21 protein-coding genes and 1 pseudogene are annotated in these 22766 nt (G+C 65.0%); 8 read left to right on the top strand and 14 right to left on the bottom strand.

Annotated elements, in window-relative coordinates; translation table 11 throughout:
* Positions 1-37 precede the first annotated feature (37 nt).
* Positions 38-2275, bottom strand: coding sequence for a polyphosphate kinase 1 (ppk1, locus tag KSS94_RS00845; protein WP_217841231.1), 2238 nt, complete (start codon positions 2273-2275; stop codon positions 38-40).
* A gap of 20 nt (positions 2276-2295) precedes the next feature.
* Positions 2296-3306, bottom strand: coding sequence for a porphobilinogen synthase (gene hemB / locus KSS94_RS00840; RefSeq protein WP_217841230.1), 1011 nt, complete (start codon positions 3304-3306; stop codon positions 2296-2298).
* A 208-nt stretch (positions 3307-3514) separates the two neighbouring features.
* Here hemB and KSS94_RS00835 point away from each other — a divergent pair, with 208 nt between their 5' ends.
* Positions 3515-4159 (top strand): DedA family protein, encoded by a 645-nt coding sequence (locus KSS94_RS00835; protein WP_217841229.1) that lies wholly within the window; start codon positions 3515-3517, stop codon positions 4157-4159.
* Between the two features lie 501 nt (positions 4160-4660).
* Here KSS94_RS00835 and KSS94_RS27160 read toward each other — a convergent pair.
* A pseudogene (locus KSS94_RS27160) lies at positions 4661-5287 on the bottom strand (sterol desaturase family protein); the annotation flags it as partial.
* Between the two features lie 113 nt (positions 5288-5400).
* Here KSS94_RS27160 and elbB point away from each other — a divergent pair.
* On the top strand, positions 5401-6069 hold the full coding sequence (elbB, locus tag KSS94_RS00825; protein WP_217841228.1) for an isoprenoid biosynthesis glyoxalase ElbB: 669 nt from the start codon (positions 5401-5403) through the stop codon (positions 6067-6069).
* 162 nt (positions 6070-6231) lie between these two features.
* Here the strand turns inward: elbB and KSS94_RS00820 are convergent, their stop codons facing one another.
* Positions 6232-6684: a YaiI/YqxD family protein gene (locus KSS94_RS00820; RefSeq protein WP_217841227.1), complete on the bottom strand. Its 453-nt coding sequence runs from the start codon at positions 6682-6684 to the stop codon at positions 6232-6234.
* A 119-nt stretch (positions 6685-6803) separates the two neighbouring features.
* On the bottom strand, positions 6804-8747 hold the full coding sequence (locus KSS94_RS00815; protein WP_217841226.1) for an FTR1 family protein: 1944 nt from the start codon (positions 8745-8747) through the stop codon (positions 6804-6806).
* Between the two features lie 290 nt (positions 8748-9037).
* Here KSS94_RS00815 and KSS94_RS00810 point away from each other — a divergent pair, with 290 nt between their 5' ends.
* Genes KSS94_RS00810 through KSS94_RS00795 form a run of 4 tightly spaced genes read left to right on the top strand, consistent with a single transcriptional unit; the run spans position 9038 to position 12176 of the window.
* On the top strand, positions 9038-10432 hold the full coding sequence (locus tag KSS94_RS00810) for a COG3014 family protein (protein ID WP_217841225.1): 1395 nt from the start codon (positions 9038-9040) through the stop codon (positions 10430-10432).
* A gap of 16 nt (positions 10433-10448) precedes the next feature.
* A complete protein-coding gene (locus KSS94_RS00805) occupies positions 10449-10820 on the top strand; it encodes a YcfL family putative periplasmic lipoprotein (protein WP_217841224.1) in 372 nt (123 codons plus the stop codon).
* Positions 10821-10841: 21 nt separating this feature from the next.
* Complete coding sequence (gene lpoB, locus KSS94_RS00800) at positions 10842-11429, top strand: penicillin-binding protein activator LpoB (RefSeq protein ID WP_217841223.1); 588 nt, start codon at positions 10842-10844, stop codon at positions 11427-11429.
* A gap of 3 nt (positions 11430-11432) precedes the next feature.
* On the top strand, positions 11433-12176 hold the full coding sequence (locus tag KSS94_RS00795) for a penicillin-binding protein activator LpoB (protein ID WP_217841222.1): 744 nt from the start codon (positions 11433-11435) through the stop codon (positions 12174-12176).
* Positions 12177-12417: 241 nt separating this feature from the next.
* Here the strand turns inward: KSS94_RS00795 and KSS94_RS00790 are convergent, their stop codons facing one another.
* Together KSS94_RS00790 and KSS94_RS00785 are read right to left on the bottom strand one after the other, a co-directional pair.
* Entirely contained in the window at positions 12418-12672 is a 255-nt protein-coding gene (locus KSS94_RS00790) for a DUF3077 domain-containing protein (RefSeq protein WP_217841221.1), read from the bottom strand.
* On the bottom strand, positions 12669-12932 hold the full coding sequence (locus KSS94_RS00785) for a hypothetical protein (RefSeq protein ID WP_217841220.1): 264 nt from the start codon (positions 12930-12932) through the stop codon (positions 12669-12671). The genes KSS94_RS00790 and KSS94_RS00785 overlap by 4 nt, the downstream gene beginning before the upstream one ends.
* 981 nt (positions 12933-13913) lie before the next feature.
* On the opposite strand from KSS94_RS00785, the gene KSS94_RS00780 reads away from it, so the two are divergent.
* Entirely contained in the window at positions 13914-14849 is a 936-nt protein-coding gene (locus tag KSS94_RS00780; RefSeq protein WP_217841219.1) for an RHS repeat-associated core domain-containing protein, read from the top strand.
* Positions 14850-14889: 40 nt separating this feature from the next.
* On the opposite strand, the gene KSS94_RS00775 is transcribed toward KSS94_RS00780, so the two are convergent.
* The 6 genes from KSS94_RS00775 to KSS94_RS00750 form a co-directional block, all read right to left on the bottom strand.
* Positions 14890-16311, bottom strand: coding sequence for an efflux transporter outer membrane subunit (locus KSS94_RS00775; protein ID WP_217841218.1), 1422 nt, complete (start codon positions 16309-16311; stop codon positions 14890-14892).
* Positions 16308-17183: an efflux RND transporter periplasmic adaptor subunit gene (locus KSS94_RS00770; protein WP_217841217.1), complete on the bottom strand. Its 876-nt coding sequence runs from the start codon at positions 17181-17183 to the stop codon at positions 16308-16310. The genes KSS94_RS00775 and KSS94_RS00770 overlap by 4 nt, the downstream gene beginning before the upstream one ends.
* Positions 17180-17392: a DUF1656 domain-containing protein gene (locus tag KSS94_RS00765; protein WP_016392395.1), complete on the bottom strand. Its 213-nt coding sequence runs from the start codon at positions 17390-17392 to the stop codon at positions 17180-17182. Before KSS94_RS00765 ends, KSS94_RS00770 begins: the two co-directional genes overlap by 4 nt.
* A complete protein-coding gene (locus KSS94_RS00760; protein ID WP_217841216.1) occupies positions 17389-19476 on the bottom strand; it encodes an FUSC family protein in 2088 nt (695 codons plus the stop codon). The genes KSS94_RS00765 and KSS94_RS00760 overlap by 4 nt, the downstream gene beginning before the upstream one ends.
* On the bottom strand, positions 19473-19910 hold the full coding sequence (locus tag KSS94_RS00755) for a MarR family winged helix-turn-helix transcriptional regulator (protein WP_217841215.1): 438 nt from the start codon (positions 19908-19910) through the stop codon (positions 19473-19475). Before KSS94_RS00755 ends, KSS94_RS00760 begins: the two co-directional genes overlap by 4 nt.
* A gap of 321 nt (positions 19911-20231) precedes the next feature.
* A complete protein-coding gene (locus tag KSS94_RS00750; protein WP_217841214.1) occupies positions 20232-21044 on the bottom strand; it encodes a tetratricopeptide repeat protein in 813 nt (270 codons plus the stop codon).
* Between the two features lie 202 nt (positions 21045-21246).
* Between KSS94_RS00750 and KSS94_RS00745 the strand changes: the two genes are divergently transcribed.
* Entirely contained in the window at positions 21247-21804 is a 558-nt protein-coding gene (locus tag KSS94_RS00745; RefSeq protein ID WP_217841213.1) for a WYL domain-containing protein, read from the top strand.
* A gap of 97 nt (positions 21805-21901) precedes the next feature.
* Here KSS94_RS00745 and KSS94_RS00740 read toward each other — a convergent pair whose 3' ends face one another.
* A complete protein-coding gene (locus KSS94_RS00740; protein ID WP_217841212.1) occupies positions 21902-22765 on the bottom strand; it encodes an ABC transporter permease in 864 nt (287 codons plus the stop codon).
* Position 22766 lies beyond the last annotated feature (1 nt).

The raw sequence follows: 22766 nt of genomic DNA, 5'->3' as shown, positions 1-22766 counted from the left end.
GCCGCGAAAGGGCCGCAAAGCGGCCCCAGCAATCTGACTAGCGTACGTTCAACACCGGGTTGCTCAGCCGCTCCAGCAGCGTCGCCTGGGCGCTGCGGGCGTTCTGGTTGCCGGTCGGCGTGCTGCGCACATAACGCCCGTCCGGCTGCAGGGTCCAGGCCTGGGTGTTGTCGGTGAGGTAACCCTCCAGCTCCTTCTTCACCCGCAGCAGCAGCTTCTTGCCTTCCACCGGGAAGCAGGTCTCGACGCGCTTGTCGAGGTTGCGCTCCATCCAGTCGGCACTGGACAGGTAGATCTGCTCGTCGCCGCCGTTGAGGAAGTAGAACACCCGGGTGTGCTCGAGGAAGCGGCCAATGATCGAGCGCACGTTGATGTTGTGCGACACCCCCGCAATGCCCGGGCGCAGGCAGCACATGCCACGCACCACCAGATCGATGCGCACGCCCGACTGGCTGGCCTTGTACAGGGCCTTGATCACCTTGGCATCGGTCAGCGAGTTGAACTTGGCAATGATGTGCGCAGGCTTGCCGTCCAGGGCGAACTGGGTCTCCCGGGCGATCATGTCGAGCATGCCCTTCTTCAGGGTGAACGGCGCGTGCAACAGCTTCTTCATGCGCAGGGTCTTGCCCATGCCGATCAGCTGGCTGAACAGCTTGCCGACGTCCTCGGTGAGGGCATCGTCGCTGGTCAGCAGGCTGTAGTCGGTGTACAGGCGGGCGTTGCCGGCGTGGTAGTTACCGGTACCCAGGTGCGCGTAACGTACGATCTCGCCCTGCTCGCGGCGCAGGATCAGCATCATCTTGGCGTGGGTCTTGAAGCCCACCACACCGTAGATCACCACCGCACCGGCGGCCTGCAGGCGGCTGGCCATCTGCAGGTTGGACTCTTCGTCAAAGCGCGCACGCAGCTCGATCACCGCAGTGACCTCCTTGCCGTTACGCGCCGCGTCCACCAGGGCGTCGACAATTTCGGAGTTGGCCCCCGAGCGGTACAGGGTCTGGCGCACGGCAAGCACGTGCGGGTCCTTGGCGGCCTGGCGCAGCAGGTCGATCACCGGGGTGAACGACTCGAACGGGTGCATCAGCAGGATGTCCTGCTTGCCGATCACGCTGAAGATGTTGTCGGCGTTCACCAGCAGCTTGGGGATGGCCGGGGTGAACGGGGTGTACTGCAGCTCCGGGTGGCTGTCCAGCCCGGTGATGCTGAACAGGCGGGTCAGGTTGACCGGGCCGTTGACCTGGTACAGCTCGCTCTCGCTCAGGCTGAACTGCTTGAGCAGGTAGTCCGACAGGTGTTTCGGGCAGGTGTCGGCCACTTCCAGGCGCACCGCGTCGCCGTAACGGCGCGAGAACAGCTCGCCGCGCAGGGCCCGGGCAAGGTCGTCGACCTCTTCGGAGTCCAGCGCAAGGTCGGCGTTGCGGGTCAGGCGGAACTGGTAGCAGCCCTTGACCTTCATGCCCTGGAACAGGTCATCGGCGTGGGCATGGATCATCGACGACAGGAACACATAGTTGTCGCCAGGGCCGCCGACCTCTTCCGGCACGCGGATCACCCGCGGCAGCAGGCGCGGTGCCGGGATGATCGCCAGGCCCGAGTCGCGGCCGAAGGCATCGACACCCTCCAGCTCGACGATGAAGTTCAGGCTCTTGTTCACCAGCAGCGGGAACGGGTGGGTCGGGTCGAGGCCGATCGGGGTGATGATCGGCGCGATCTCGTCGCGGAAGTAACGGCGCACCCAGGTCTTGAGCTTGGTCGTCCAGTAGCGGCGGCGAATGAAGCGGATCTGGTGCTTTTCCAGCTCCGGCAGCAGCACGTCGTTGAGGATCGCGTACTGGCGCTCCACCTCGAAGTGCACCAGCTCGCTGATGCGCGCCAGCGCCTGGTGCGGCTGCAGGCCGTCGGCGCCGGCCTGTTCACGGGCAAAGTTGATCTGTTTCTTCAGGCCCGCCACGCGGATTTCGAAGAACTCGTCCAGGTTGCTGGAGAAGATCAGCAGGAACTTCAGGCGCTCGAGCAGCGGGTACGACTCATCCAGCGCCTGTTCCAGCACGCGGATGTTGAACTGCAGCTGCGAGAGCTCGCGATGAATGTACAGGCTGCTGTCGTCCAGGCCCGGCACGGCGATTGCCGGCACCGGCGCTGGGGCCGGTGCCTCGACCACAGGCTCCGGCGCAGGCTCGGCGGCCGGCGGCAGGTCCGGCGGGGTCTGCACCATCTCTTCGGGCACGGCCTGGGCATCCTTGATCGCGACAGGGGTGAGCACTTCGTTATTCATCTGACGTTCCTGTGAGGGCGTTACTGCCCTCTCATCAATTGAGCGGCACGCACGGCGAAATAGGTCAGGATGCCATCGGCGCCTGCCCGTTTGAATGCGGTGAGGGATTCGAGGATCACGGCTTCGCTGAGCCAGCCGTTCTGGATGGCGGCCATGTGCATGGCGTACTCGCCACTGACCTGATAGGCGAAGGTCGGCACCTTGAACTCGGCCTTGACCCGCTGGACGATGTCCAGGTACGGCATGCCCGGCTTGACCATGACCATGTCGGCGCCTTCGGCGAGGTCCAGGGCCACTTCGTGCAGGGCCTCGTCGCTGTTGGCCGGGTCCATCTGGTAGGAGGCCTTGTTGGCCTTGCCCAGGTTCAGCGCCGAACCCACCGCATCGCGGAACGGGCCGTAGTAGGCGCTGGCGTACTTGGCCGAGTAAGCCATGATGCGCACGTTGACGTGGCCGGCCACTTCCAGGGCTTCGCGGATGGCGCCAAGGCGCCCGTCCATCATGTCCGACGGCGCAACCACCTGGGCACCGGCCTCGGCGTGGGACAGCGCCTGGCGCACCAGGGCGTCGACGGTGATGTCGTTCTGCACGTAACCCTCTTCATCGAGGATACCGTCCTGGCCATGGGTGGTGAACGGGTCGAGGGCCACGTCGGTGATCACCCCCAGCTCCGGGAAGGCTGCGCGCAGGGCGCGGGTGGCGCGCTGGGCGATACCGTCCGGGTTCCAGGCTTCGGCGCCATCGAGGGTTTTCTTTTCGGTCGGGGTCACCGGGAACAACGCCAGCGCCGGAATGCCCAGCTCCACCCAGCCCTGCGCCGCTTCGAGCAGCAGGTCGATCGACAGGCGCTCGACGCCCGGCATGGACGGCACTTCTTCGCGGCGGTTTTCACCATCCAGCACGAATACCGGCAGGATCAGGTCATCGACGGTCAGGGTGTTCTCGCGAACCAGGCGACGGGAAAATTCGTCCCGGCGGTTGCGACGCAGGCGAGTAGCAGGGAACAGGCGATTGGCGGGGGTAAAGCTCACGGCAGACTCCTGAGCCCGCGCAGGCGGGCTAGCGCGACAGTTATAAGCGGCCATTATGACGCCTGTGTTACACCCTGAGGCAACCCTGCGACTTGTGGCCGCAGCCATTGTCCTTGTAGGAAATGTTCACGTCGAGACACATTTGGACACTTTCCCCCGCGCCCGCGAAGGGGTAGGCTGCGCGTTCATTTCGCCAGCACGCCTGAAAATGCTTCAAAATTTCCTGAACGATTTCGGCTACTTTGCCCTTTTTCTCGGCACGTTCTTCGAAGGCGAGACCATCCTGGTTCTGGCAGGTTTTCTTGCGTTCCGCGAATACATGGATATCAAGCTGGTGGTGCTGGTGGCCTTCTGTGGCAGCTATGCCGGTGACCAGCTGTGGTACTTCATGGGCCGCCGCCACGGGCGCAAGATCCTCGCCCGCAAGCCGCGCTGGCAGGCCATGGGCGACCGCGCGCTGGAACACATTCGCCGTCACCCGGACATCTGGGTGCTGAGCTTCCGCTTTGTTTACGGTTTGCGCACGGTAATGCCGGTGGCCATCGGCCTGTCCGGTTACCCGCCACGCCGCTACCTGCTGCTCAACGGCATCGGCGCCGCAGTCTGGGCCCTGGCCCTGGGCCTGGCCGCCTACCACTTCGGGGCCATTCTCGAAGGCATGCTGGGCAGCATCAAAAAATACGAGCTATGGGTGCTTGGCGGCCTGCTGCTGCTGGGCCTGGGCCTGTGGCTGCGCCGGCGTTTTCGCAACAGCCGTGCCGAGCGCCGCGCGGCGGCACAGGGCCAGGCCGATGATGCTGAGCAGGCCGTAAGCCAGGAGCAGGACCCAGGCCAGGGGCGTAACCACCACTAGCCCCCAGGTGCCAGCCAAGTACAGGGCCGGCACCACCGACAGCAGCCGCGCCAGCTCCAGGCGCGGCGCCCAGGGCCGGTCTTCCAGCGCCGCGCCCAGCACGAACAACCCCCACGCCATCAGCGCCCAGCCCAGCACTAGGGCCATGGGCGGCAGTTGCCCGGCCCGGTCCATCAGGTAGCTGCCCAGCGCCACATACACCGCGAACTGCCCCACCACATACAGCTGCTGCGCACCGCTCAACGCAATGGCGAACTTGCGAAAGCCGGCCAGCTCATGTTTTTGCTGTGGATAACCCGCCGCCACATCCGCCGGGCGCCAGCCGGTGGGCATGAACCAGATGCGCAGCTTGTCGCGCCAACGCGCCGTACGCCGGGCATCACTGAACAACTGCGCATAGAACTGCAGGTTGGCCCACAACGGGTTCCAGCTGGCCAGCGGCGTGGTCACGCCGAATACCACCGGCTCGCGCGGGTCTTCTTCCTGAAAGGTGCCGAACAGGCGGTCCCAGATTATGAACACCCCGCCGTAGTTGCGATCCAAGTACAAAGGATTCTGCGCATGGTGGACGCGATGGTTGGACGGTGTGATGAACAGCCACTCGAATGCGCCGAGCTTGGGCACGTGGCGGGTATGCACCCAGAACTGGTACAGCAGGTTCAGCGCGGCCACGGTGACGAACACCAGCGGCGGCACGCCCAGCAGCGCCAGCGGCAGGTAGAACAGCCACGAAAAGATGAAACCGCTGCTGGTCTGGCGTAGGGCCGTGGTGAGGTTGTACTCCTCGCTCTGGTGGTGCACCGAATGCGCCGCCCACAGTACGTTGCGTTCGTGGCCCAGGCGGTGCAGCCAGTAGTAGCAGAAGTCGTAGAGCACGAACGCCAACGCCCACACCCACCAGGCATCGCCCGGCAGGCGCAGCAGCGCCAGGTGCTCCCAGGCAATGGCGTAGGTGACCAGCCCCACGCCCTTGGTCAACAGGCCCGTGGTGGTCGACAGCACCCCGGTACTGAGGCTGTTGATCGAGTCGGCCAGCTGGTAGTTGCGCTGGCCGCGCACGCGGTCGGCCACCAGCTCCACGGCAATCAGTACGAAGAAGAACGGCACGGCCAGCAGAATCAGGTCCATGGGCAGCGGTCTCGGGAGTTATCCACAGAGCGTAGGCCCGGCCCGCAGGAAACCCTATGGCGACATCTGCCAAACTAGAGGACATTTAGTGCCTCGACCCTGGAGTAATGAGCATGACAAAAAAAGTTGCGGTGATCCTGTCCGGCTGCGGTGTGTACGACGGCGCCGAAATTCACGAAAGCGTGATCACCCTGCTGCGCCTCGACCAGCGCGGCGCCCAGGTGCAGTGCTTTGCACCGAACATCGCGCAGTTGCACGTGATCGACCACCTCACCGGTAAAGAAATGCCCGAATCGCGCAACGTGCTGGTGGAATCGGCGCGCATTGCCCGGGGCGAGGTGAAGGACATCCGCGAAGCCAAGGCCGAGGACTTCGACGCGCTGATCGTGCCAGGGGGCTTTGGCGCGGCGAAGAACCTCTCCAACTTTGCCGTCGAAGGCGCCGAATGCAGCGTGAACGCTGACCTGCTGGCCCTGGCCGAGGCCTTTGCCGAAGCCTGCAAGCCGGTCGGGCTGATCTGCATTTCGCCGGCGCTGGCGGCAAAAATCTACGGGCCTGGGGTGGTCTGCACCATTGGCAAGGATGCCGGTACTGCCGCAGCGGTGGTGAAGATGGGCGGCACCCATGAAGAGTGCGATGTGCATGACATCGTCGAGGATGTGCAGCGCAAGCTGGTGACCACGCCGGCGTACATGGAAGCCAAGTCGATCAGCGAGGCGGCCAGCGGTATCTACAAGCTGGTGGACCGGGTGCTGGAGCTGACCCACGAGAAGGATCAGTAAGCGCTCACCGAACCCTGGAGCGGCCTTGCCGGGGCGCCGTCCGGTCGAGATGGGCTGCAACGCAGCCCCGGCGATTTTGCATGATGCATAGATCCTGGGGCCGCGTTGCGCCCCATCTCGACCGGACGGCGCCCCGGCAAGGCCGCTCCTACAAGGATCGCGTCAGGCCTTGGACAGCCGGGTCAAAATACGGTCCAGCGAATTGGCAAACGCCTGCTTCTCACGCTCGCCATAGGGCGCCTGCCCACCGCCCACCTGGCCCTGCTCGCGTAGCTCGGTGAACAGGTTACGCACCGCCAGGCGGTCGCCCATGTTGCGCTCGTCGAACTCGCGCCCGCGCGGGTCGAGCGCCGCCACGCCCTTCTTGATCAAGCGGTCGGCCAGCGGCACGTCGCTGCAGATCACCAGCTCGCCGGGCACGGCGTTTTCCACCAGGTAGTCGTCGGCGGCGTCCATGCCGCTGGGCACCACGATCAGCCGCACACAGGCGAAGGCCGGCTTGACCTGCGCCTGGCCGGCCACCATCACCACCTCCAGCTTGCGCTTGAGGGCGAACTTGACGATCAGGTCCTTGGCCGCCTTGGGGCAGGCGTCGGCATCGATCCATACACGCATGGGAGTTGTTCCTGGGTTTAGCGGGCCGCCATTGTCGCAGGTTCGGCCCTATCGCAGGCAAGCCTGCGATCCCTGTAGGAGCAGGCTTGCCTGCGATGGGCCGCGCAGCGGCCCCCTGTTCAGCCCGCCGCCGCCCGGCGCCTCTCGGCCAGCCAGCTACGCCCATACAGGAACACGATGGCCAGCAACGCCACCACCTGCGCACTCAGCGAATAGGCGTCGGCATGAATGCCCAACCAGTCGAACTCGAAGAATGCCACCGGCCGCGTGCCCAGCACGCCGGCCTCTTGCAGCGCCTTCACGCCATGCCCGGCGAACACCACCGACAGCGCGCACAGCAAGGCTGCGTTGATGCTGAAGAACAGCGACAGCGGCAGCTTGGCCGAACCGCGCAGGATCACCCAGGCCAGGCCCACCAGCAGCACCAGCGCGGTGGCGCCACCGGCCAGCACCGCCTGGTGCCCGGCAGGGCCTGCCTGCAGCCACAGGGTTTCGTAGAACAGGATCACCTCGAACAGCTCGCGGTACACCGAGAAGAACGCCAGCATGGCAAAGCCGAAGCGCCCGCCACCGCTGACCAGGCTGCTCTTGATGTAGTCCTGCCAGGCGGCGGCGTGGCGCCGATCGTGCATCCACACCCCCAGCCACAACACCATGACCGCCGCGAACAGCGCCGTGCAGCCCTCGAGCAGCTCGCGCTGGGCGCCGCCAACATCGATCACGTAGGCCGCCACGGCCCAGGTGGCAAAGCCGGCCACCAGCGCCAGGCCCCAGCCGATATTCACGCTGCGCACCGCCGACTGCTGGCCGGTGTTGCGCAAGAAGGCCAGGATCGCCGCCAGCACCAGAATTGCTTCAAGCCCCTCGCGCAACAGGATCAACAGGCCGGAGATGTAGCTCAGCGACCAGCTCAAACCATCGCTGCCCAGCAGCTTGGCGGCTTGCTCCAACTTACCTTTGGCCTCGGCCAGGCGTTGTTCGGCCTGGGCCACCGGCAGGCCGTCCTGCAGCGACTGACGGTAGGCCATCAGGGATTTTTCGGTGTCCTTGCGGGCCTGGGTGTCGATGTTGTCCAGCGAGCTTTCCACCAGCTCGAAGCCTTCAAGGTAGGCCGCCACCGACAGGTCGTAGGCCTGGTCGTGGTCGCCGGCGCGGTAGGCAGCCAGGCTCTTGTCCAGGGTGCTGGAGGTGTACTCCAGCAACTGCGCCGGGCCGCGCTTGGCCTGCGGCGGCTGCGCGCGCTGGGCGCGGAACGCCGGCACGGCAGCGGCGCCTTCGCTGGCGGCGATTTCCGCCGGGGCCTGGCGGGCCAGGTCGGCAATGTTCCAGGCCTTGTCGCCCTTGGCCGCCTGCGGGTCGGCAGTAAAGCTTGCTATATAAGCTGCCACGTCCCAGCGCTGACGCTCGTCGAGCTGGTCGGCGAACGACGGCATCTCGGTGCCGTCGATGCCCAGGCCCAAGGTGTTGTACAGGTCGTACAGGCTCAGCTGGTCGAGCCGCGCAACGTCGCGCAGGTTGGCCGGTGCCGGTTCCAGGCCGACGCCCGCCGGGCCGTCGCCAAGGCCGGTGTCGCCGTGGCAGATCGAGCAGTTTTGCGCATACAACGACGCGCCGCGGGCCGGGTCCGGGGTAATCACCGGGGCCTGGCTGACCTCGTAGGCCACCGCCAGGCGAGCCCCCAGCTGGCGGGCCTGGCGGGCTACCGCGGCACCGTCCTGGCGCTGTTCGATGGCCTGGTGCAGGCGTTGCACCTCTTGCGCCAGCGCCGGCTGCTCGGGGTGGGCAGGCAAGCCCTTGACCAGTTCGGCCAGCACCCCGCTGAACTCCAGCTGCTCGCGGTATTCGCCGTCGTCCAGCACCTTGCCGGCCTGCACAGTCGGCGGGTAGTCGGCACCGATGTAGTCCAGCAGGTGCAGGGCCTTGGTGGCCTCGGCGGGCGCTTCGGCCAGCGCCAGGGTACTGCACAGTGCCAGCACCGGGCCCAGCACAACAGCAGGCAGCCAGGCGAGCAGACGGGAACGGGAATTCATGGCCAGTCTCGTTGGGAATACGAAAGAGAACATTGTTCACTTCCACTCATTGCCACTCAAGGCTGGCGGGCAGATTTCATGAAAAATTCTGCGACAAATTTGCCATTGAAAACCGTTCGTCGGGAAACATTCGTCTGATGGCAAGGCTTGCAAAAAACAAAGCAATTGGCCATCACTGCGCTAGTACTTTGGGTATAATCCGCGCCGCCATAATAGCCAATGGCAATCAAGGCGCCTCCATTGAGAGGATCTGGTAATAACCAGAGGGACTGCCGCCCCGCCCCCCCCGTGGCCCTCACCGATTCAGGGATTGAAGAAGTCCGATGGTATCCCGTGCCCTCACCCTGGCGACCCTGGTCGCCGCCGTGCAGCTGACCGGCTGCTCGGTGTTCCGCAGTTACGACAGCGAACTGCAGGAAACCAACCAGCAACTGGCCGCCGGCAACGTCGACGCCGCCCTGGCCGTGCTCGAAAGCAACAACAAGGGCGAGCAGAAAGACCTGCTCTACTACTTCGAAAAAGGCGAACTGCTGCGCTCCAAGGGCGACCTGCAAGGCAGCCAGGACGCCTGGCGCTCGGCCGACAGCGTGGTGCTGCAGTGGGAGGACTCGGTCAAGCTCGACACCGCCAAGTACCTCAGCCAGTTCGGCAGCTACCTGGTCAACGACAAGGTGCGCCGCTACGAAGGCTATGACTACGAAAAGGTCATGCTGACCACGCAAATGGCCCTGAACCTGCTGGCGCAGAACGACTTCGACGGTGCCCGCAGCGAAATCAAGAAGACCCACGAGCGCGAGGCGGTGATCGCCGAGCTGCGCGACAAGGAATACCTCAAGCGCGAGGAAGAAGCCGAAAAAGAAGGCATCAAGACCGAGTACAAGGACCTGCAGGGTTACCCGGTCGCCAGCCTCGACGCCCCGGATGTGGTCAACCTGAAAAACAGCTACCAGAGCGCCTTCAGCCACTACCTGTCGGGCTTCGTCTACGAAGCGCTGGGCGAAAAAGGCCTGGCCGCGCCGGGCTACCGCAAAGCCGCCGAGCTGCGCCCGAACACCCCGCTGCTCGACCAGGCCCTGCTGAACCTCGACAAGAACAGCGCCAAGCCCGGCGAAAGCGATGTGCTGGTGGTGGTGCAAAGCGGCCTGGCGCCGGCCCGCGACTCCATTCGCATTCCCCTGCCGCTGCCGATCGAGAACGAACTGGTGATCGTGCCGCTGTCGTTCCCGATCATGCGTGACGACACCTCCACCGCCGCCGTCAACGAAGTGCGCCTGGGCGACAAGGCCCTGGCCCTGACCTCGCTCAACAGCACCAGCGCCATGTCGCGCCGGGCGCTGCGCGACGACATGCCGGGCATCATCCTGCGCACCAGCGTGCGCGGCATCACCCGTGGCGTGGCGCAGAAGAACCTGAACAAGGCCAACCCCATGGCCGGCCTGGTAGTAGGCCTGGCCTCGGCGGTGGTTGAAGGTGCCGACACCCGCACCTGGCGCACCCTGCCCGACCAGACCCTGGTCGCGCGCCTGCGCCTGGCGCCCGGCGAGCACCAGCTGAGCGTGCCGTCGGCCCTGGGCGGCACCCAGGTCAAGGTGAAGATCGACCGCCCCTACCAGGTGGTCAGCCTGCGGGTGGTCGGCAACCAGGTGTTCGCCGGCGGCCCAGCCGTGCAGGTAATCGCTCCACAGGCCCCGGCCCAGGCCGTTGCCGCACTCAAATGACTTTCAAGGACTGAACATGCGCAGAACATGCCTCGCCCTGGCTGCAGCCGCCCTTCTGGCCGGCTGCGCCACCCCGCCCCCGCCCGCTCCGGGCAGCGCCGCCAGCAAGGTGGTGACCATGGGCCAGCTGGACGACATCGAGATCGGCCAGATGCGGGTCGCCCGCGAAAACGGCTTTCTCACCGTCAACGTGGCGCTGAACAACAGCAGCCGCAGCAACCAGACCCTGTTCTACCGCTTCGCCTGGCTGGGCGACGACGGTTTCCCGGTGGGTGACGAAGAAAGCTGGAAGGCCCTGCCGCTGTACGGCAAGCAGGCCAAGTTCCTGCCGGCCATTGCGCCAACGCCGCAAGCCACCGACTTCCGCCTCGAAGTCCACACCCGGTAAAAATTTTCAGGAGCACCTTCCATGTTTGCACGCCTTTCCCTCGCCGCCATCGCCATCGCCCTGGTCAGCGGCTGCAGCACCCCATCGCCGGTACTCGGCGGCAAGAACATCAGCTACGGCGACAGCAAGGCCGTTGAGCTTGTGACCAACGAGTTCGGCTCCACCGACCTGCAGATGATCGCCGAAAGCATGACCCGCTCCCTGGCCCAGTCCGGCGTGCTCAGCGGCCGCCCGGTGGTGCAGGTGTACGACGTGAAGAACAAGACCAGCGAGTACATCGATACCCGCGAAATCACCACCTCGATCAAGACCCAGCTGATGAAGAGCGGCGTAGCCCGCTTTGCCAGCGACAACAACGCCATGCAGAGCCAGGTCGACCAGCTCAAGCTGCAGAACCAGAGCGGCCTGTACAAGAAGAACACCGTGGCCAAGACCGGCAACATGATTGCCGCCAAGTACCGCCTGGAAGGCTCGATCAGCTCGATCGTCAAGCGCAGCAGCGACTACAAGGACGTGTTCTACAAGTTCAGCCTGCAGCTGATCGACGTCGAAAGCGGCCTGGCCGAGTGGATGGACGAAAAAGAAATCCGCAAGACCACGGAGCGCTGACCAATGCGTGCATGGATGGCAGTGATTGGCCTGGCCTGCGCGTTCGGCGCCCAGGCGGCCCCCAAGGTGGCGGTGACCGACCTGGCCTACGAGGCCCAGGTGCAGGAGTACATCCACACCGTCAACGCCCAGAGCAGTGCCCAGTCGAGCATGTACCACGGCAGCGCCCAGGCCAGCTACAGCGAGTACGAAAGCCTGAACAGCTACATCGAGCAGACCGAGCTGCGCAAGTTCGGTGGCGACATCAAGGGTGAAATCCTCAAGACCGGCATGTTCCAGCTGGTCCAGGCCCGCCCTTATACCGCCAGCTCCAAGGAAGACGTGTACGACGTGATCCGCCGCATCAAGAACGGCGCGTTCCCGGGTGCCGACTACGTGCTGTTCGGCACCCTGTCGGACATCGACTTCCAGCAGGACATCAACGCGCTGGACCACACCAACAGCTATTCGGCGGTGCTGGGCCTGACCGTGGTGGCCGACTTCAGCCTGATCAACACCCGCACCTACGAGATCACCTCGGCGTTCACCGCCATGGGTGAGGGCCAGGACACCAAGCTGGTGAACGGCCGTGATCGCCGGGTGACACTGAACCGCCCACGGGTGGTGCGTGATGTGTCCAAGGCGCTGGGTGAAGATGTGGCGCAGCAGATGGCCGAGCAGCTTGGCGGCCCGGTGGCCGGCAAGCCAGGCCGCCCACGCGGGCAGAACAACCTGCCACCGGATGAGCCGGCGCGGGTGTTGAACTAAGGCCCCTGCTCCTGCAGCCTTGGGGCCCCTGTAGGAGCCGGCTTGCCGGCTCCTACAGGTACAGCGCAGGTTTGCAGGCTACGCGGTCCCGTGGGAAGCGGCCTTGTGCCGCGATGGGCTGCGAAGCAGCCCCCGACGATCTTGCATGATGCCGAAATCCTGGGGCCGCTTCGCGCCCCATCTCGACCGGACGGCGCCCCGACAAGGCCGCTCCCCACAGGTACAGCGCTGCCTGCAAAGGCTACCGCCCCGCCCGATTCATCCCCCGCTCCAGGTCATTGGCCAGCGCCTTGGCCATGTCGCTCAAGATCCGCGCCGCACTCCCCGCCAGCAGGTCGCCTTCCATCTCTGCCTCGGTGGACAGGTGGCGGATGCACCCCAGCAATACCGCAATTTCGCCCAGTACCCGCTCCAGGGGGATACCCGGCTGCACCCGGAACATATCCAGGCAGGTTTCGCTGCCGACGGTGGTGAAGGTGTTGGTTACCTCGCTCATGCGCCAACCCCCTGCGCCGCGTCCAGGCGCGCCAGTGCATGTTCCACCAGGGCCCGGGCCATGTCGGTGCTGTGGGCGGCGTTGGCCAGCATGTTCAGGCCGGGTTCGCCGGCGTGCAGGCGGCAGTGTTCGTCGAGGGTTTCGCTGATGCCGCGCAGCAGCTCGCTGGCGTGGGCCAGGGCGTCGGCGGGCAGGAGGTGGCTTTGGATGGAGAAGAAGGGGGTGGGGGTGCGGGGTGGGTCGGGGACGAGTTTTTTCATTGATGAAGCCTCACGTGGACCTTAAGGAACTACCTTCCTCCTCGTCTCACTGAGTTGGGTGGCAGTCGTACGCAGGTGTGAGACCCGGGCCACATGAGAAACCCGATCAGGCCGAAGCCTGCCCGCGTACGACCGCCATAAGCGGTGTAATTCTCATGTTGCCGGGGGTCTCAATCCCGATCGCCAAAAGCGACCCGAGGACGTTATTCCTGAGGCATTTCCCCGACAACATCGAAACTTCCGCAAGGTGCGTAGGATAGGTCCTAAACCATTAGGATCTGTAGGATTTGGTTTCAAGCTCGGAAATTTCGTACGGTTTTTTGGGGGGATCGACGAAATTTGTGAGGCTGGTAGGGCCTGTCGCTGGACCGCATCACGGCCACCAGGTGTTCGCCGAGGATTCTCCGGCGCCTATGAGATCGAGCGCCGCCCGCGCGGCGCTTCGCGGGCAAGCCCGCTCCCACATTTGTTTCGGGCCAGTCTTTCCTGTGCCATCACCTGGTTCGCCTTGTTGGTACGACGCGGTTGCAGTGTGGTCGCCAATGCTGCACCACAAGCCTCAAGACATGCGCCAAGGCGGGCAGCGGTACTTTCACAGGACTCATTGGCCCGAAACAGATGTGGGAGCGGCCTTGTGTCGCGATGCGCCGCGCGGGCGGCGCTCGATCTCATAGGCGCCGCAAGGTTTGTGGCGAGCACTTGCATGCCCTGATGCCACCTCCAGCCAGGCACCTGCATGCCTTGATGCAACCCTAAGCCAGGCCTCTATTCGCGGGAGCGGGCCAAGCCCGCTCCCACATGGATCACATAAGCCTCAGGCCTGCGCTTTACCTGTAGGAGCCGGCTTGCCGGCGATTGGCCCTCGAATGCCTGCACAGGGCTTTGGCATTAGATGAGCACCTGACAATTCTGTCAGTTGTCGCCCCACAGCAATTTATTGATAGTCAGGTCAATGCCGCCCTCTCCAGGATCAACGACAGCATGGCCACTCGACTCTTTTATCAAGGCAAAAAGCTTCACACGCTGATTAACGATGGCATCAGCTCTTCGCTACTGCACACCGCAAATATCGCGCACGCCGAATACAGGACGACAGCCCAAGGCGTCGAATCACTGTTGATGGCTACCAATGAACCAGGCTCCGTGCTGCAAGCCCGGTCAAGCAGTGATCGGGTTCAGGTGCTGAGTTACACAGCTTATGGCGACGCTCCGGCACACCTGTCAGTAATGCAGACTTTAATGTTCAATAGCGAATGGCGCGAGCCGATAACAGGCGGCTACTTCTTAGGTAATGGCTATCGCTTGTTAAACACAGTACTGAGACGTTTTAATTTACCTGACAACATGAGCCCTTTTGGTGCAGGGGGACTCAACGCCTATGCATATTGTTCAGGGGACCCCATCAACAAGACCGACCCAAGCGGTCACATGGAAAAACCCGTCTTCAAGACACCGCAGCTTAAACCAAGAGCTCCAATCCTTCAGTCACGCTCTTCGCATCCATCTCAGACCGCACTGTCCAGCCTGCGGCACGACGTTCAACCTCACTGGAGCCCGACATCTCCAGAAGTATTCAAGCGTAGGGTTGAATACCTGACAGACATTTATACTATAGCCAGAAATCTTTATCCTGATGACACTTACCAAGCGGCCCCTGGATCTATTCTTGACTCAGCACGTGGGCGATTTTTCGAGATGGGCGTGCACCTCTATCGCAATGGACAAGAAGGGGCGGCTGCTTTTGCATTGGCTTATGCTAACAATAAGGCTCCTCTCACTCCTAACGAGCTATCAAGAATAAACTATGACAATGATACTCTTGCTTTTGGTCAGCTTCTTATGCAAAAGGAAAACTATCAAGAAGCCTCGCCTGCTGAATTGCTTTCGCAGCTAGCCATACGCTTGCGATCCAATTAATTCTGCATTTCGTTTGCTCTCATTGAAGTTGACGCAACCATCAAGGTTTACGCAACTCTCCCTTCCACCCCCCACCCAACGCCAGAAACACCCCGATCTGCCCCATGGCCACCTGGCTGTTCGCCGCCGCCAACTGCGCCCGCACATCGGTATAGGTCCGCGTCGCCTGCAAGTCCGCCAAAAACGACTCGCGCCCCACCTGGTAGCGCAAATGCGTCTGGTCCGCCGATTCCTTCGCCGAGCGCTCGGCCTCGGCCAGCGCATCCCGCCGGTCCAGCAAAGCGCTGTACTGGGCCAACCGCGTCTGGGTCTCGCGAATGGCGTTCAACACCACCCCGTCAAAATGCGCCAGCGCCGCCTGGGTCGAGGCCTCGGCCATGCGAATGCGTGCCCGGGTGCCGTTGGTGGGGATGCTCCAGCTGATCTGCGGGCCAATGCCCCAACGGTTGGTCGACGCCTGGCCAAGGTTCTCGAGGATACCGATGGTGCCCACCTGGGCGCCGATGCTGATGTCCGGGTACAGCGCGCCGGTGGCCACGCCAATTTCCGCGGTCGCAACCGCCAGCTGGCGCTCGGCCTGGCGCACGTCGGGGCGGCGCTTGAGCAGCGCAGCGCCGTCACCCACAGGTACCAGTTGCGCAAGCTGGGGCAGCTCGGCGCAGTCGGCGGTACCGGCAGGCAGTTGCTCCACAGGCTTTGCCAGCAACGCCGCCAGGGTGTACAGCCCGGCCTCACGCTCGGCCTTGAAGCGCGGCAGCTCGGCGCGCAACGACTTGAACTGGGTCTGCGAACGGGTCACCTGGGTGTCGTCGCCACGCCCGGCATCGCGCAGGCGCTGGGTCAGTTGCACGCTCTGCTGCTGCAGGTCGAGCGACTCATGGGCAATGTGGTACTCCTCGTTGGCCGAGCACACCTGGGTGTAGGCCTTGACCACATCCGCCACCAGGGTGATGCGCGCCGTGTCAGCCGCCGCCTGCACCGCATCGGCGTTGGCCTTGGCAGCCTCGGTGCCGCGCTTGAAGGTGCCCCACAGGTCAAACTGGTACGAAGCGCTGAAAATCGCCTCGCCGATATTGGCCACCGGCACTTTCTCCGGCAGCAGGAAGGCTTCGCCGGACTCCTGCAAACGCTGGGCACCGGCCTTGAAGCCACCGTTGAAACCGCCCTGGGACTCGGCCACCTCGACCTGGGCCCGGGCCCGGGCGATGTTGGCGGCAGCCACGCGCAGCTCGGTGTTGGCGCTCAAGGCCTGGCGTACCAATGCGTTGAGGCGTTGATCCTGGTACAGCTGCCACCAGTCCTCGGGCACCGGCGCCGACACCACGCTGCCTGCATCCTGGCGCAGCGGGCCGTTGAGGTCGCTGCGTTGCAGCGCCGCATCCTTGGGCACCTCATAGTCGGGGCCGACCATCATGCAGGCCCCCAAAGACAGGCACAGCCCGGCCAGGATCAGCTGTTTCATGGGCGCTGGCCCTCGATGATCGACACCGTCGCAGTGCGCCCGGCGATCATGCGAAAGTCCTGCGGCACCTCGTCGAAGGCGATGCGCACCGGAATACGCTGGGCCAGGCGCACCCAGCTGAACGCCGGGTTGACGTTGGGCAGCAGGTTGGCGCCGCTGCTGCGGTCGCGGTCTTCGATGCCGGCGGCCAGGCTCTGCACATGGCCGCGCAGGCGGGTGTTGTCGCCCATCACGCGAATGTCCACGGCATCGCCGACGTTGATGCCGCCCAGCTTGGTTTCCTCGAAGTAGCCATCGACGTGGTACGAGGCGCTGTCGACCACCGACAGCACCGGCCGCCCGGCGTTGACGAATTCGTGGTTACGCGGGGCGCGGTCGTTGAGGTAGCCGTCCACCGGGCTGCGCACCACCGAGCGGTCGAGGTTCAACTGCGCGGTGTCCACCGCCACCTGGGCCTCGCTGACCGCCGAACGCGCGCGTGCCTCGCGGGACTGGCTCTCTTCCAACTGCTCGGCCGCCACCAGGTTACCCAGCTTGCGGTTGCGCTGCGCCTCTCGGCTGGCCTGGGCCAGGGTTTCCTGGCGCTCGCCGAGGGTCGCCTTGGCCTGGCGCAGGGCCAGGGTGAAGCGGTCCTGGTCGATGGTGAACAGCACGTCGCCGCGTTTGACGGTCTGGTTGTCGCGCACCTCAACCTGCTGGATCAGCCCGGACACATCCGGGGCAATCTGGATCACGTCGGCGCGAATGTGCCCGTCGCGGGTCCAGGGGGCGAACATGTAGTACACCACCATCTGCCACACGAGCACGGTGGCCAGGGTCACTACCAGCAAGGTCAGGACCGCGCGGCCCAAGGTCAGCAAAGGTTTTTTCATGGCAGCATCAGGCTTCGGCAAAAGTGGTCGACCGCGCCCAGCAGCACGGCATACAGGGCAACGTTGAACAGCGCCCGGTGCCAGACCAGGCGGTAGAAATGCAGGCGCACCAGCACCGCGTGCACCCCCAGGAACAACAGGTAGGTGCCAAACATCATCACCAGCAGCGTGGGCAGGAACACCCCGCTGATATCCAGTTCACCGATCACAGGGGCGCTCCGTCCAGGCCGGGGGGCAGTTGCGTTTGTTCGGCAGGCTCGAGCATCACCTCCACCCCCGGCAGCAGCGCCAGGCGCAGGCCCGCCAGGGCATGCAGCAGGTGGGTGCGGGCGTCGCCGCGTTCGTAGAGTTCATCCAGGTTCAGCGCCAGGCGCGCGCGCTCCATGTTGCGCAGCAGCGCGGCCGGGGCGTGCAGGCGCTCGCCGGCGCGCAGGCAGGCGGCGTAGTGCGCGCCCACTTCCTCGATCACCGTGGTCAGGCGCTCGCGGGCCTGGGCGCCGGCGCGCGGCAGGTAGGCCAGCAGGTCCAGCAGGTTCAGCCCCACGCGCAAATCGCGCAGCGCCACGCCGCTGTCCTGGCCGGTTTGCGACAGCCGCGGCAGGTGTTGCATCAGCCGGTCGAGCATCTGCACGCCAACCTGGCGGTGCTCGGCCAGGGTGGCCGGCTCGGTCATTTCGACGATGTCGCGCCAGGCGAAGCGGGTCATGCGCTTGGCCGCCAGCTCCACGCCGAACGGGCGCATCACCAGGGTCCAGATAAAGGCGAACAGCAGGCCCACGGGGCCGGCCAGGTTGGCGTTGATGAAGGCGAAAAAGTCCGCGTCGTAGGCGCCCTGGATGCTGATGAAGGTCGAGGTGTTGACGATGGTCAGCAAGGTGCCCAGGTAAAAGCGCGGCTGCACGGTCAGGGTGCCGACGCAGATGAACGGCACGGCGAAGGCCAGCACCAGCATCGGGAAGTCGTGCAGGTTGGGCAGCACCAGGAACAGGTAGAGGCTTGAGAAGATCACCGACATCAAGGTCCAGAAGAAGAACCGGTAGATCTGCGGCGCCGGGTCGTCCATGGCAGCGAAGAAGCTGCACGACACCGCCGCCAGGATGACCGCGCTGGCGCCGTCGTTCCAGCCCAAACCTATCCACAGGCCGCAGGCGACGATGATCGCCAGCACCGTGGATACCACCGAGTACAGCATCAGCCCACGGTCGAAGAACGCCGTCAGGCGGCCCAGGCGCCAGTGCCGGTACACCGCGCGCCAGGGCGTGGGGTCGTCGAGGCGCAGGGCGTGCTGCAGGGTGCAGCAGTCCTGCCACAGGTCGGCCCATTCGGTCAGGCGGTACAGGGCGTTGGACAGCAGCAGCTCGGCGCGTTGGTCCAGCGCCGCAGCGCCGGGCTGCAGGCGGTCGATCTGCTCGTGCAGGGCAGTCCAGCGCGCTACCGAGGCGCTGTCGGCGGTGCCCTTGAGCCATTCGCGGGCGGCCTGAAGTACCGGCTGAAGTTGCGCGAACTGCGCGGGGGCGCGGCCCTCCAACGCCACCAGGGCGTCGTCCAGGGCGTCGATGACCGGCAGCAGGTGAATCATCCGCCCGCGCAGCTCACGGGCGTTCTTCAGGGTGTGCGGGCCGGCGCCTTCGTGGCCGAGCTGGCCGATCATCAGCTCAAGCGAGTTGAAGGTGGCAACCATCGCTCCGCGCATGCCGCCGACCTTGTCGGCGCTGACCTCGCGGGCAAGGTAGGTGTCGTTGTAGCGGATCGCTTCGCTGAACCAGTTGCCGGTGGCCCCGACCACCACCGGCGCCAGCCGGCGTGGCCAGAAAATCGCCCCGACCACCGCCGCGCAGACGATGCCCAGGCAGATCTCCTGGGCCCGGGATGAGGCCACATCGAACACCACCAGCGGGTTGTCGACCACCGCCAGGGCGATCATCGGCAGGGTGTAGCCGGCCAGCATCAGCACATAGTTGTTGGCGGTGCGCAGGTTCAGCGAGAGGAACAGCAAGGTGCCGGTCCACAGCGCGATGGCGATGCTTAGCAGCAACGGCGACTGCACCAGCGGCGGCACCAGGAAGATCGCCCCGCCGGCACCCAGCAGAGTACCCAGGGCGCGGTACAGGGCCTTGGAGCTGGTCGGGCCGACGAACGGGCTGGAGACGATGTACACCGTGGCCATGGCCCAGTAGGGGCGCGGCAGTTGCAGCAGCAAGGCGATGTACAGGGCAATCATGGACGCGGCGAAGGTACGCACGCCGTAGAACCAGTCGCGGGCCGGTGGCACCGAGCTGAAAAAGCCGCTCACGGTTGCATTCCGGCGGCTTCGAAGGCCTGGATCACCCGCAGGGTGGCTTCAAGGTCTGCCGGCTCGATGCCCAGCAGCACCTCACGGCGCAGGCGTACCAGCTCGCCTTCGATGGACTCGGCCAGGGCGCGGCCTTCGGCGGTCAGGCTCAGCGCCTTGGCGCGGCGGTCCAGCGGGTCTTCGCAGCGCTTTACCAGGCCGGCCTTGCACAGCTGGTCGAGCAGGCGCACCAGCGACGGGCTTTCCAGGCCCGCGGCCTGGGCCACGGCCACCTGGTGCACGCCATCGCCCAGGCGCACGATCATCAGCAACGGCACCGCGCAGGCCTCGGAAATGCCATAGCCGGTCAGGGCGCCCTGGCACAGGCGACGCCAGTGCCGGGCTGCCACCACCATGCCGCTGCTGATTTTCAGTTGCAGTGCGTCGAGGGACATTGGGGAACCGAATATATTCATAGTTTGCTAACTATCAATATACGCCCCGCCCTCCCCCTGTCGTCAACCGGGGGTGACCGCAGGGGTGGATGAAAGGTTGTTCATCAAGCCAGCCTGTACCGGCCTCATCGCCGGCAAGCCGGCTCCTACAGGCAGATGCCCCGCGGCCCCTGTGGGAAGCGGCCTTGTGTCGCGATGGGGCGCGCAGCGGCCCCCAAGATCTCGGCCTCATGCAAAATTGCCGGGGCTGCTGCGCAGCCCATCGCGACACAAGGCCGCTTCCCACAGAGAGCGCGCCAGCTTTTAGAAATCACAACCGATTCACGGCTGTATCTGATCTTCCAGCTTCATGGTCAACGCCAGGGTGCTGCCCAGCTGGATCGCCTGGTCGCGCCAACCCAGGTAGCGCGCCGCATCGCGCCGGCTGAAATGCACCGCCAGCTCCTCGGCGGCCTGCATCACCCCGGTGGCTGCCGCCAGCTCCAGCCAGTACAGCGCCGCCTTGGTGTCGGGCTCCACGTACAGCCCGTGCAGCAACCGGTAGCCGACCTCGAAGCGGCAGCGCGTCTCGCCGCGCTGGGCACCGCGCAAAAACCACTGGTAGGCCTGCGGCGGGTCCACCTGCCAGTCCTGGTCGCCGTCGCACACTTCTTCTTCGTACAGGTCGCCCAGCGCTGCTGCGGCATGCAGCAGGCCGCGCTCGAAGGCGTGGCGGTAATACTCGGCGGCGTTGGCGTAGCTGATATCCACACCCTTGCCGAAGTAATGCTGCTGGCCCAGGTTGAACCAGGCAGCGGCATTGCCCTGCAGTGCGGCCATGCGCAGCAGGTGCCCGGCCAGCACGGTATCGCCGCGCCAGTACTTGCCGTTGAGCCAGATCCAGCCCAGGTCGTTGAGCACCGCCACGTTACCCAGCAGCGCCTGGCGGCACAGGTCGGCGTACACCGCGTGCATGTCCACCGCTTCGTCCAGGCGGTGGATCAGGCCGAAGCGCTCGCCGGCCAGCGCCGGCTGGCTGGGCAGGCCGATACCGGCGAACAGGCGATGGCGCTGCCCCGGGCGCGACGGCGCCGGGGCGATGCGCTCGGGCAGCAGCCGCGCGAGCATTGAATGGATATTGCTGGCAGCAGGCATGTTCATCCTCATTGAACCTCACAGCCCGACCTCGACTGCGCTGAGGCGTGATTCTGCGCGACGGCACGACAAAACCTGTCGCGAACGAACTACCGTTCGGCAACCAATTGCCTCTTCCTTGATCTGAACCGGCTGTGGCCAATTGCCATGACCCGCCCATGCCGCCATCCTAGGCGGCAAGCCTAGACAAGGACGTTCCCTTTTGCCGTTCGCCACCACCCGCGCCACCCTCAGCCGCCAATGGGCCTTGCTGCGCCAATTGCCCGGCCGCTCTCCCGGCATCACCAGCGCCGAGCTTGTCTGGCGCCTGCGTGACGTGGGCTTTACCGTGAGCAAGCGCACGGTCGAGCGCGACCTCAACGAGCTGTCGCTGATTTTCCCGCTGGAGCGCAACGACAAGAGCATCCCGTTTGGCTGGCACTGGTCGTCCAGTGCCGGCGGCGAGCTGCGCGGCAATTTCGATTTGCAGGCTTACCTGCGCGGGGACTCGCTGCAGCCGGTGCAGGAACAGGGCATGGAGCTGCAGGCCTGGGTCAGCGACCATCTGGCCCGCCAGTTGCGCGAAGCGCCGCTGACCGCCGACATGCAGTTGACCGCGCTGGAGCAGGGCCACCGGCTACGCGCCACGGTGGTGGATGGCTGGCCGCTGCGCTGGTGGCTGCTGGGCCAAGGGGAAGGCTTGGTGGTGGAACAGCCGGCAGCCTTGCGCGATGAGATTGGCAAGACCCTGGCCAATGCTGCGGCGCAGTACCAGGGCTGAGAATCTGTACCTTGGCGCGGACCTGTGGGAAGCGGCCTTGCTGGCGATAGGGCCATCAGCCCCACACAGGATAGGGGGGTTGGCAGGCCCAAGGCACCTAGCGCTGCATCCCCCAACGCTTCACCGTCAGCCGCTCCAGGGTATTGAACACCAGCCCCTCCACCAGCAAGCCGATCAGAATCACCACCGCCAGCCCGGCGAACACCTTGTCGGTGTAAAGCTCGTTGCGGTTCTGGAAGATGTACCAGCCCAGCCCGCCCTTGCCGCTGCTGGCGCCGAACACCAGCTCTGCCGCGATCAGCGTGCGCCAGGCGAAGGCCCAGCCGATCTTCAGCCCCGACAGAATCGACGGCAGCGCCGCCGGCACCAGCACGTAAAGCACCAGGCGCAGGCCGCGCAGGCCATAGTTGCGCCCGGCCATGCGCAAGGTCTCGGACACCCCCTGGAAGCCCTGATAAGTGTTCAGCGCCAAGGCCCACAGCACCGAATGCACCAGCACGAAGATCAGGCTGTTGTCGCCCAGGCCAAACCACAGCAGCGCCAGGGGCAGCAGGGCGATGGCCGGCAGCGGGTTGAACATCGAGGTCAGGGTACCGAGCAGGTCGCGGCCAAACTGGGTCGACACGGCCAGGCTGGTCAGCCCGAACGCCAGCACGATGCCCAGCACGTAGCCCTTGAGCAACACCACCAGCGACACGCCGACCTTGGCCGGCAGTTCACCACTGAGCATGCCCTCGCCGAACGCTGCAGCCGTCTGCACGAAGCTCGGCAGCAGCAGGTCGTTGTCGGTGTAACGGGCCACTGCCTCCCAAACGATCGCCAGCAGCGCCAAAATCAGCCCCTTGCGCAGCCAGCCCAGTTGCCACAGGCGTTGCAGCACCGGCAGCTGGCGTTCCAGCGGCACCCCGGGCAGGGGCTGCAGCTGCACTTCGTATTCCTGGCGAGCAGGTGTCGTACTCATG

This window comes from Pseudomonas fakonensis (assembly GCF_019139895.1).
In the GTDB taxonomy this organism is placed as follows: Bacteria; Pseudomonadota; Gammaproteobacteria; order Pseudomonadales; family Pseudomonadaceae; genus Aquipseudomonas; species Aquipseudomonas fakonensis.
This window is presented reverse-complemented; position numbering and strand designations above follow the sequence as displayed.

What these genes read in the sequence shown, in the direction of transcription:
- KSS94_RS00750 (WP_217841214.1), bottom strand. Translation starts at nt 21,044, where the DNA reads ATGCCTGCTGCCAGCAATATCCATTCAATGCTCGCGCGGCTGCTGCCC.
- KSS94_RS00785 (WP_217841220.1), bottom strand. Translation starts at nt 12,932, where the DNA reads ATGAAAAAACTCGTCCCCGACCCACCCCGCACCCCCACCCCCTTCTTC.
- ppk1 (WP_217841231.1), bottom strand. Translation starts at nt 2,275, where the DNA reads ATGAATAACGAAGTGCTCACCCCTGTCGCGATCAAGGATGCCCAGGCC.
- KSS94_RS00835 (WP_217841229.1), top strand. Translation starts at nt 3,515, where the DNA reads ATGCTTCAAAATTTCCTGAACGATTTCGGCTACTTTGCCCTTTTTCTC.
- KSS94_RS00790 (WP_217841221.1), bottom strand. Translation starts at nt 12,672, where the DNA reads ATGAGCGAGGTAACCAACACCTTCACCACCGTCGGCAGCGAAACCTGC.
- KSS94_RS00770 (WP_217841217.1), bottom strand. Translation starts at nt 17,183, where the DNA reads ATGAAAAAACCTTTGCTGACCTTGGGCCGCGCGGTCCTGACCTTGCTG.
- KSS94_RS00795 (WP_217841222.1), top strand. Translation starts at nt 11,433, where the DNA reads ATGCGTGCATGGATGGCAGTGATTGGCCTGGCCTGCGCGTTCGGCGCC.
- KSS94_RS00740 (WP_217841212.1), bottom strand. Translation starts at nt 22,765, where the DNA reads ATGAGTACGACACCTGCTCGCCAGGAATACGAAGTGCAGCTGCAGCCC.
- lpoB (WP_217841223.1), top strand. Translation starts at nt 10,842, where the DNA reads ATGTTTGCACGCCTTTCCCTCGCCGCCATCGCCATCGCCCTGGTCAGC.
- KSS94_RS00755 (WP_217841215.1), bottom strand. Translation starts at nt 19,910, where the DNA reads ATGTCCCTCGACGCACTGCAACTGAAAATCAGCAGCGGCATGGTGGTG.
- KSS94_RS00820 (WP_217841227.1), bottom strand. Translation starts at nt 6,684, where the DNA reads ATGCGTGTATGGATCGATGCCGACGCCTGCCCCAAGGCGGCCAAGGAC.
- KSS94_RS00775 (WP_217841218.1), bottom strand. Translation starts at nt 16,311, where the DNA reads ATGAAACAGCTGATCCTGGCCGGGCTGTGCCTGTCTTTGGGGGCCTGC.
- KSS94_RS00780 (WP_217841219.1), top strand. Translation starts at nt 13,914, where the DNA reads ATGGCCACTCGACTCTTTTATCAAGGCAAAAAGCTTCACACGCTGATT.
- KSS94_RS00810 (WP_217841225.1), top strand. Translation starts at nt 9,038, where the DNA reads ATGGTATCCCGTGCCCTCACCCTGGCGACCCTGGTCGCCGCCGTGCAG.
- elbB (WP_217841228.1), top strand. Translation starts at nt 5,401, where the DNA reads ATGACAAAAAAAGTTGCGGTGATCCTGTCCGGCTGCGGTGTGTACGAC.
- KSS94_RS00805 (WP_217841224.1), top strand. Translation starts at nt 10,449, where the DNA reads ATGCGCAGAACATGCCTCGCCCTGGCTGCAGCCGCCCTTCTGGCCGGC.
- KSS94_RS00815 (WP_217841226.1), bottom strand. Translation starts at nt 8,747, where the DNA reads ATGTTCTCTTTCGTATTCCCAACGAGACTGGCCATGAATTCCCGTTCC.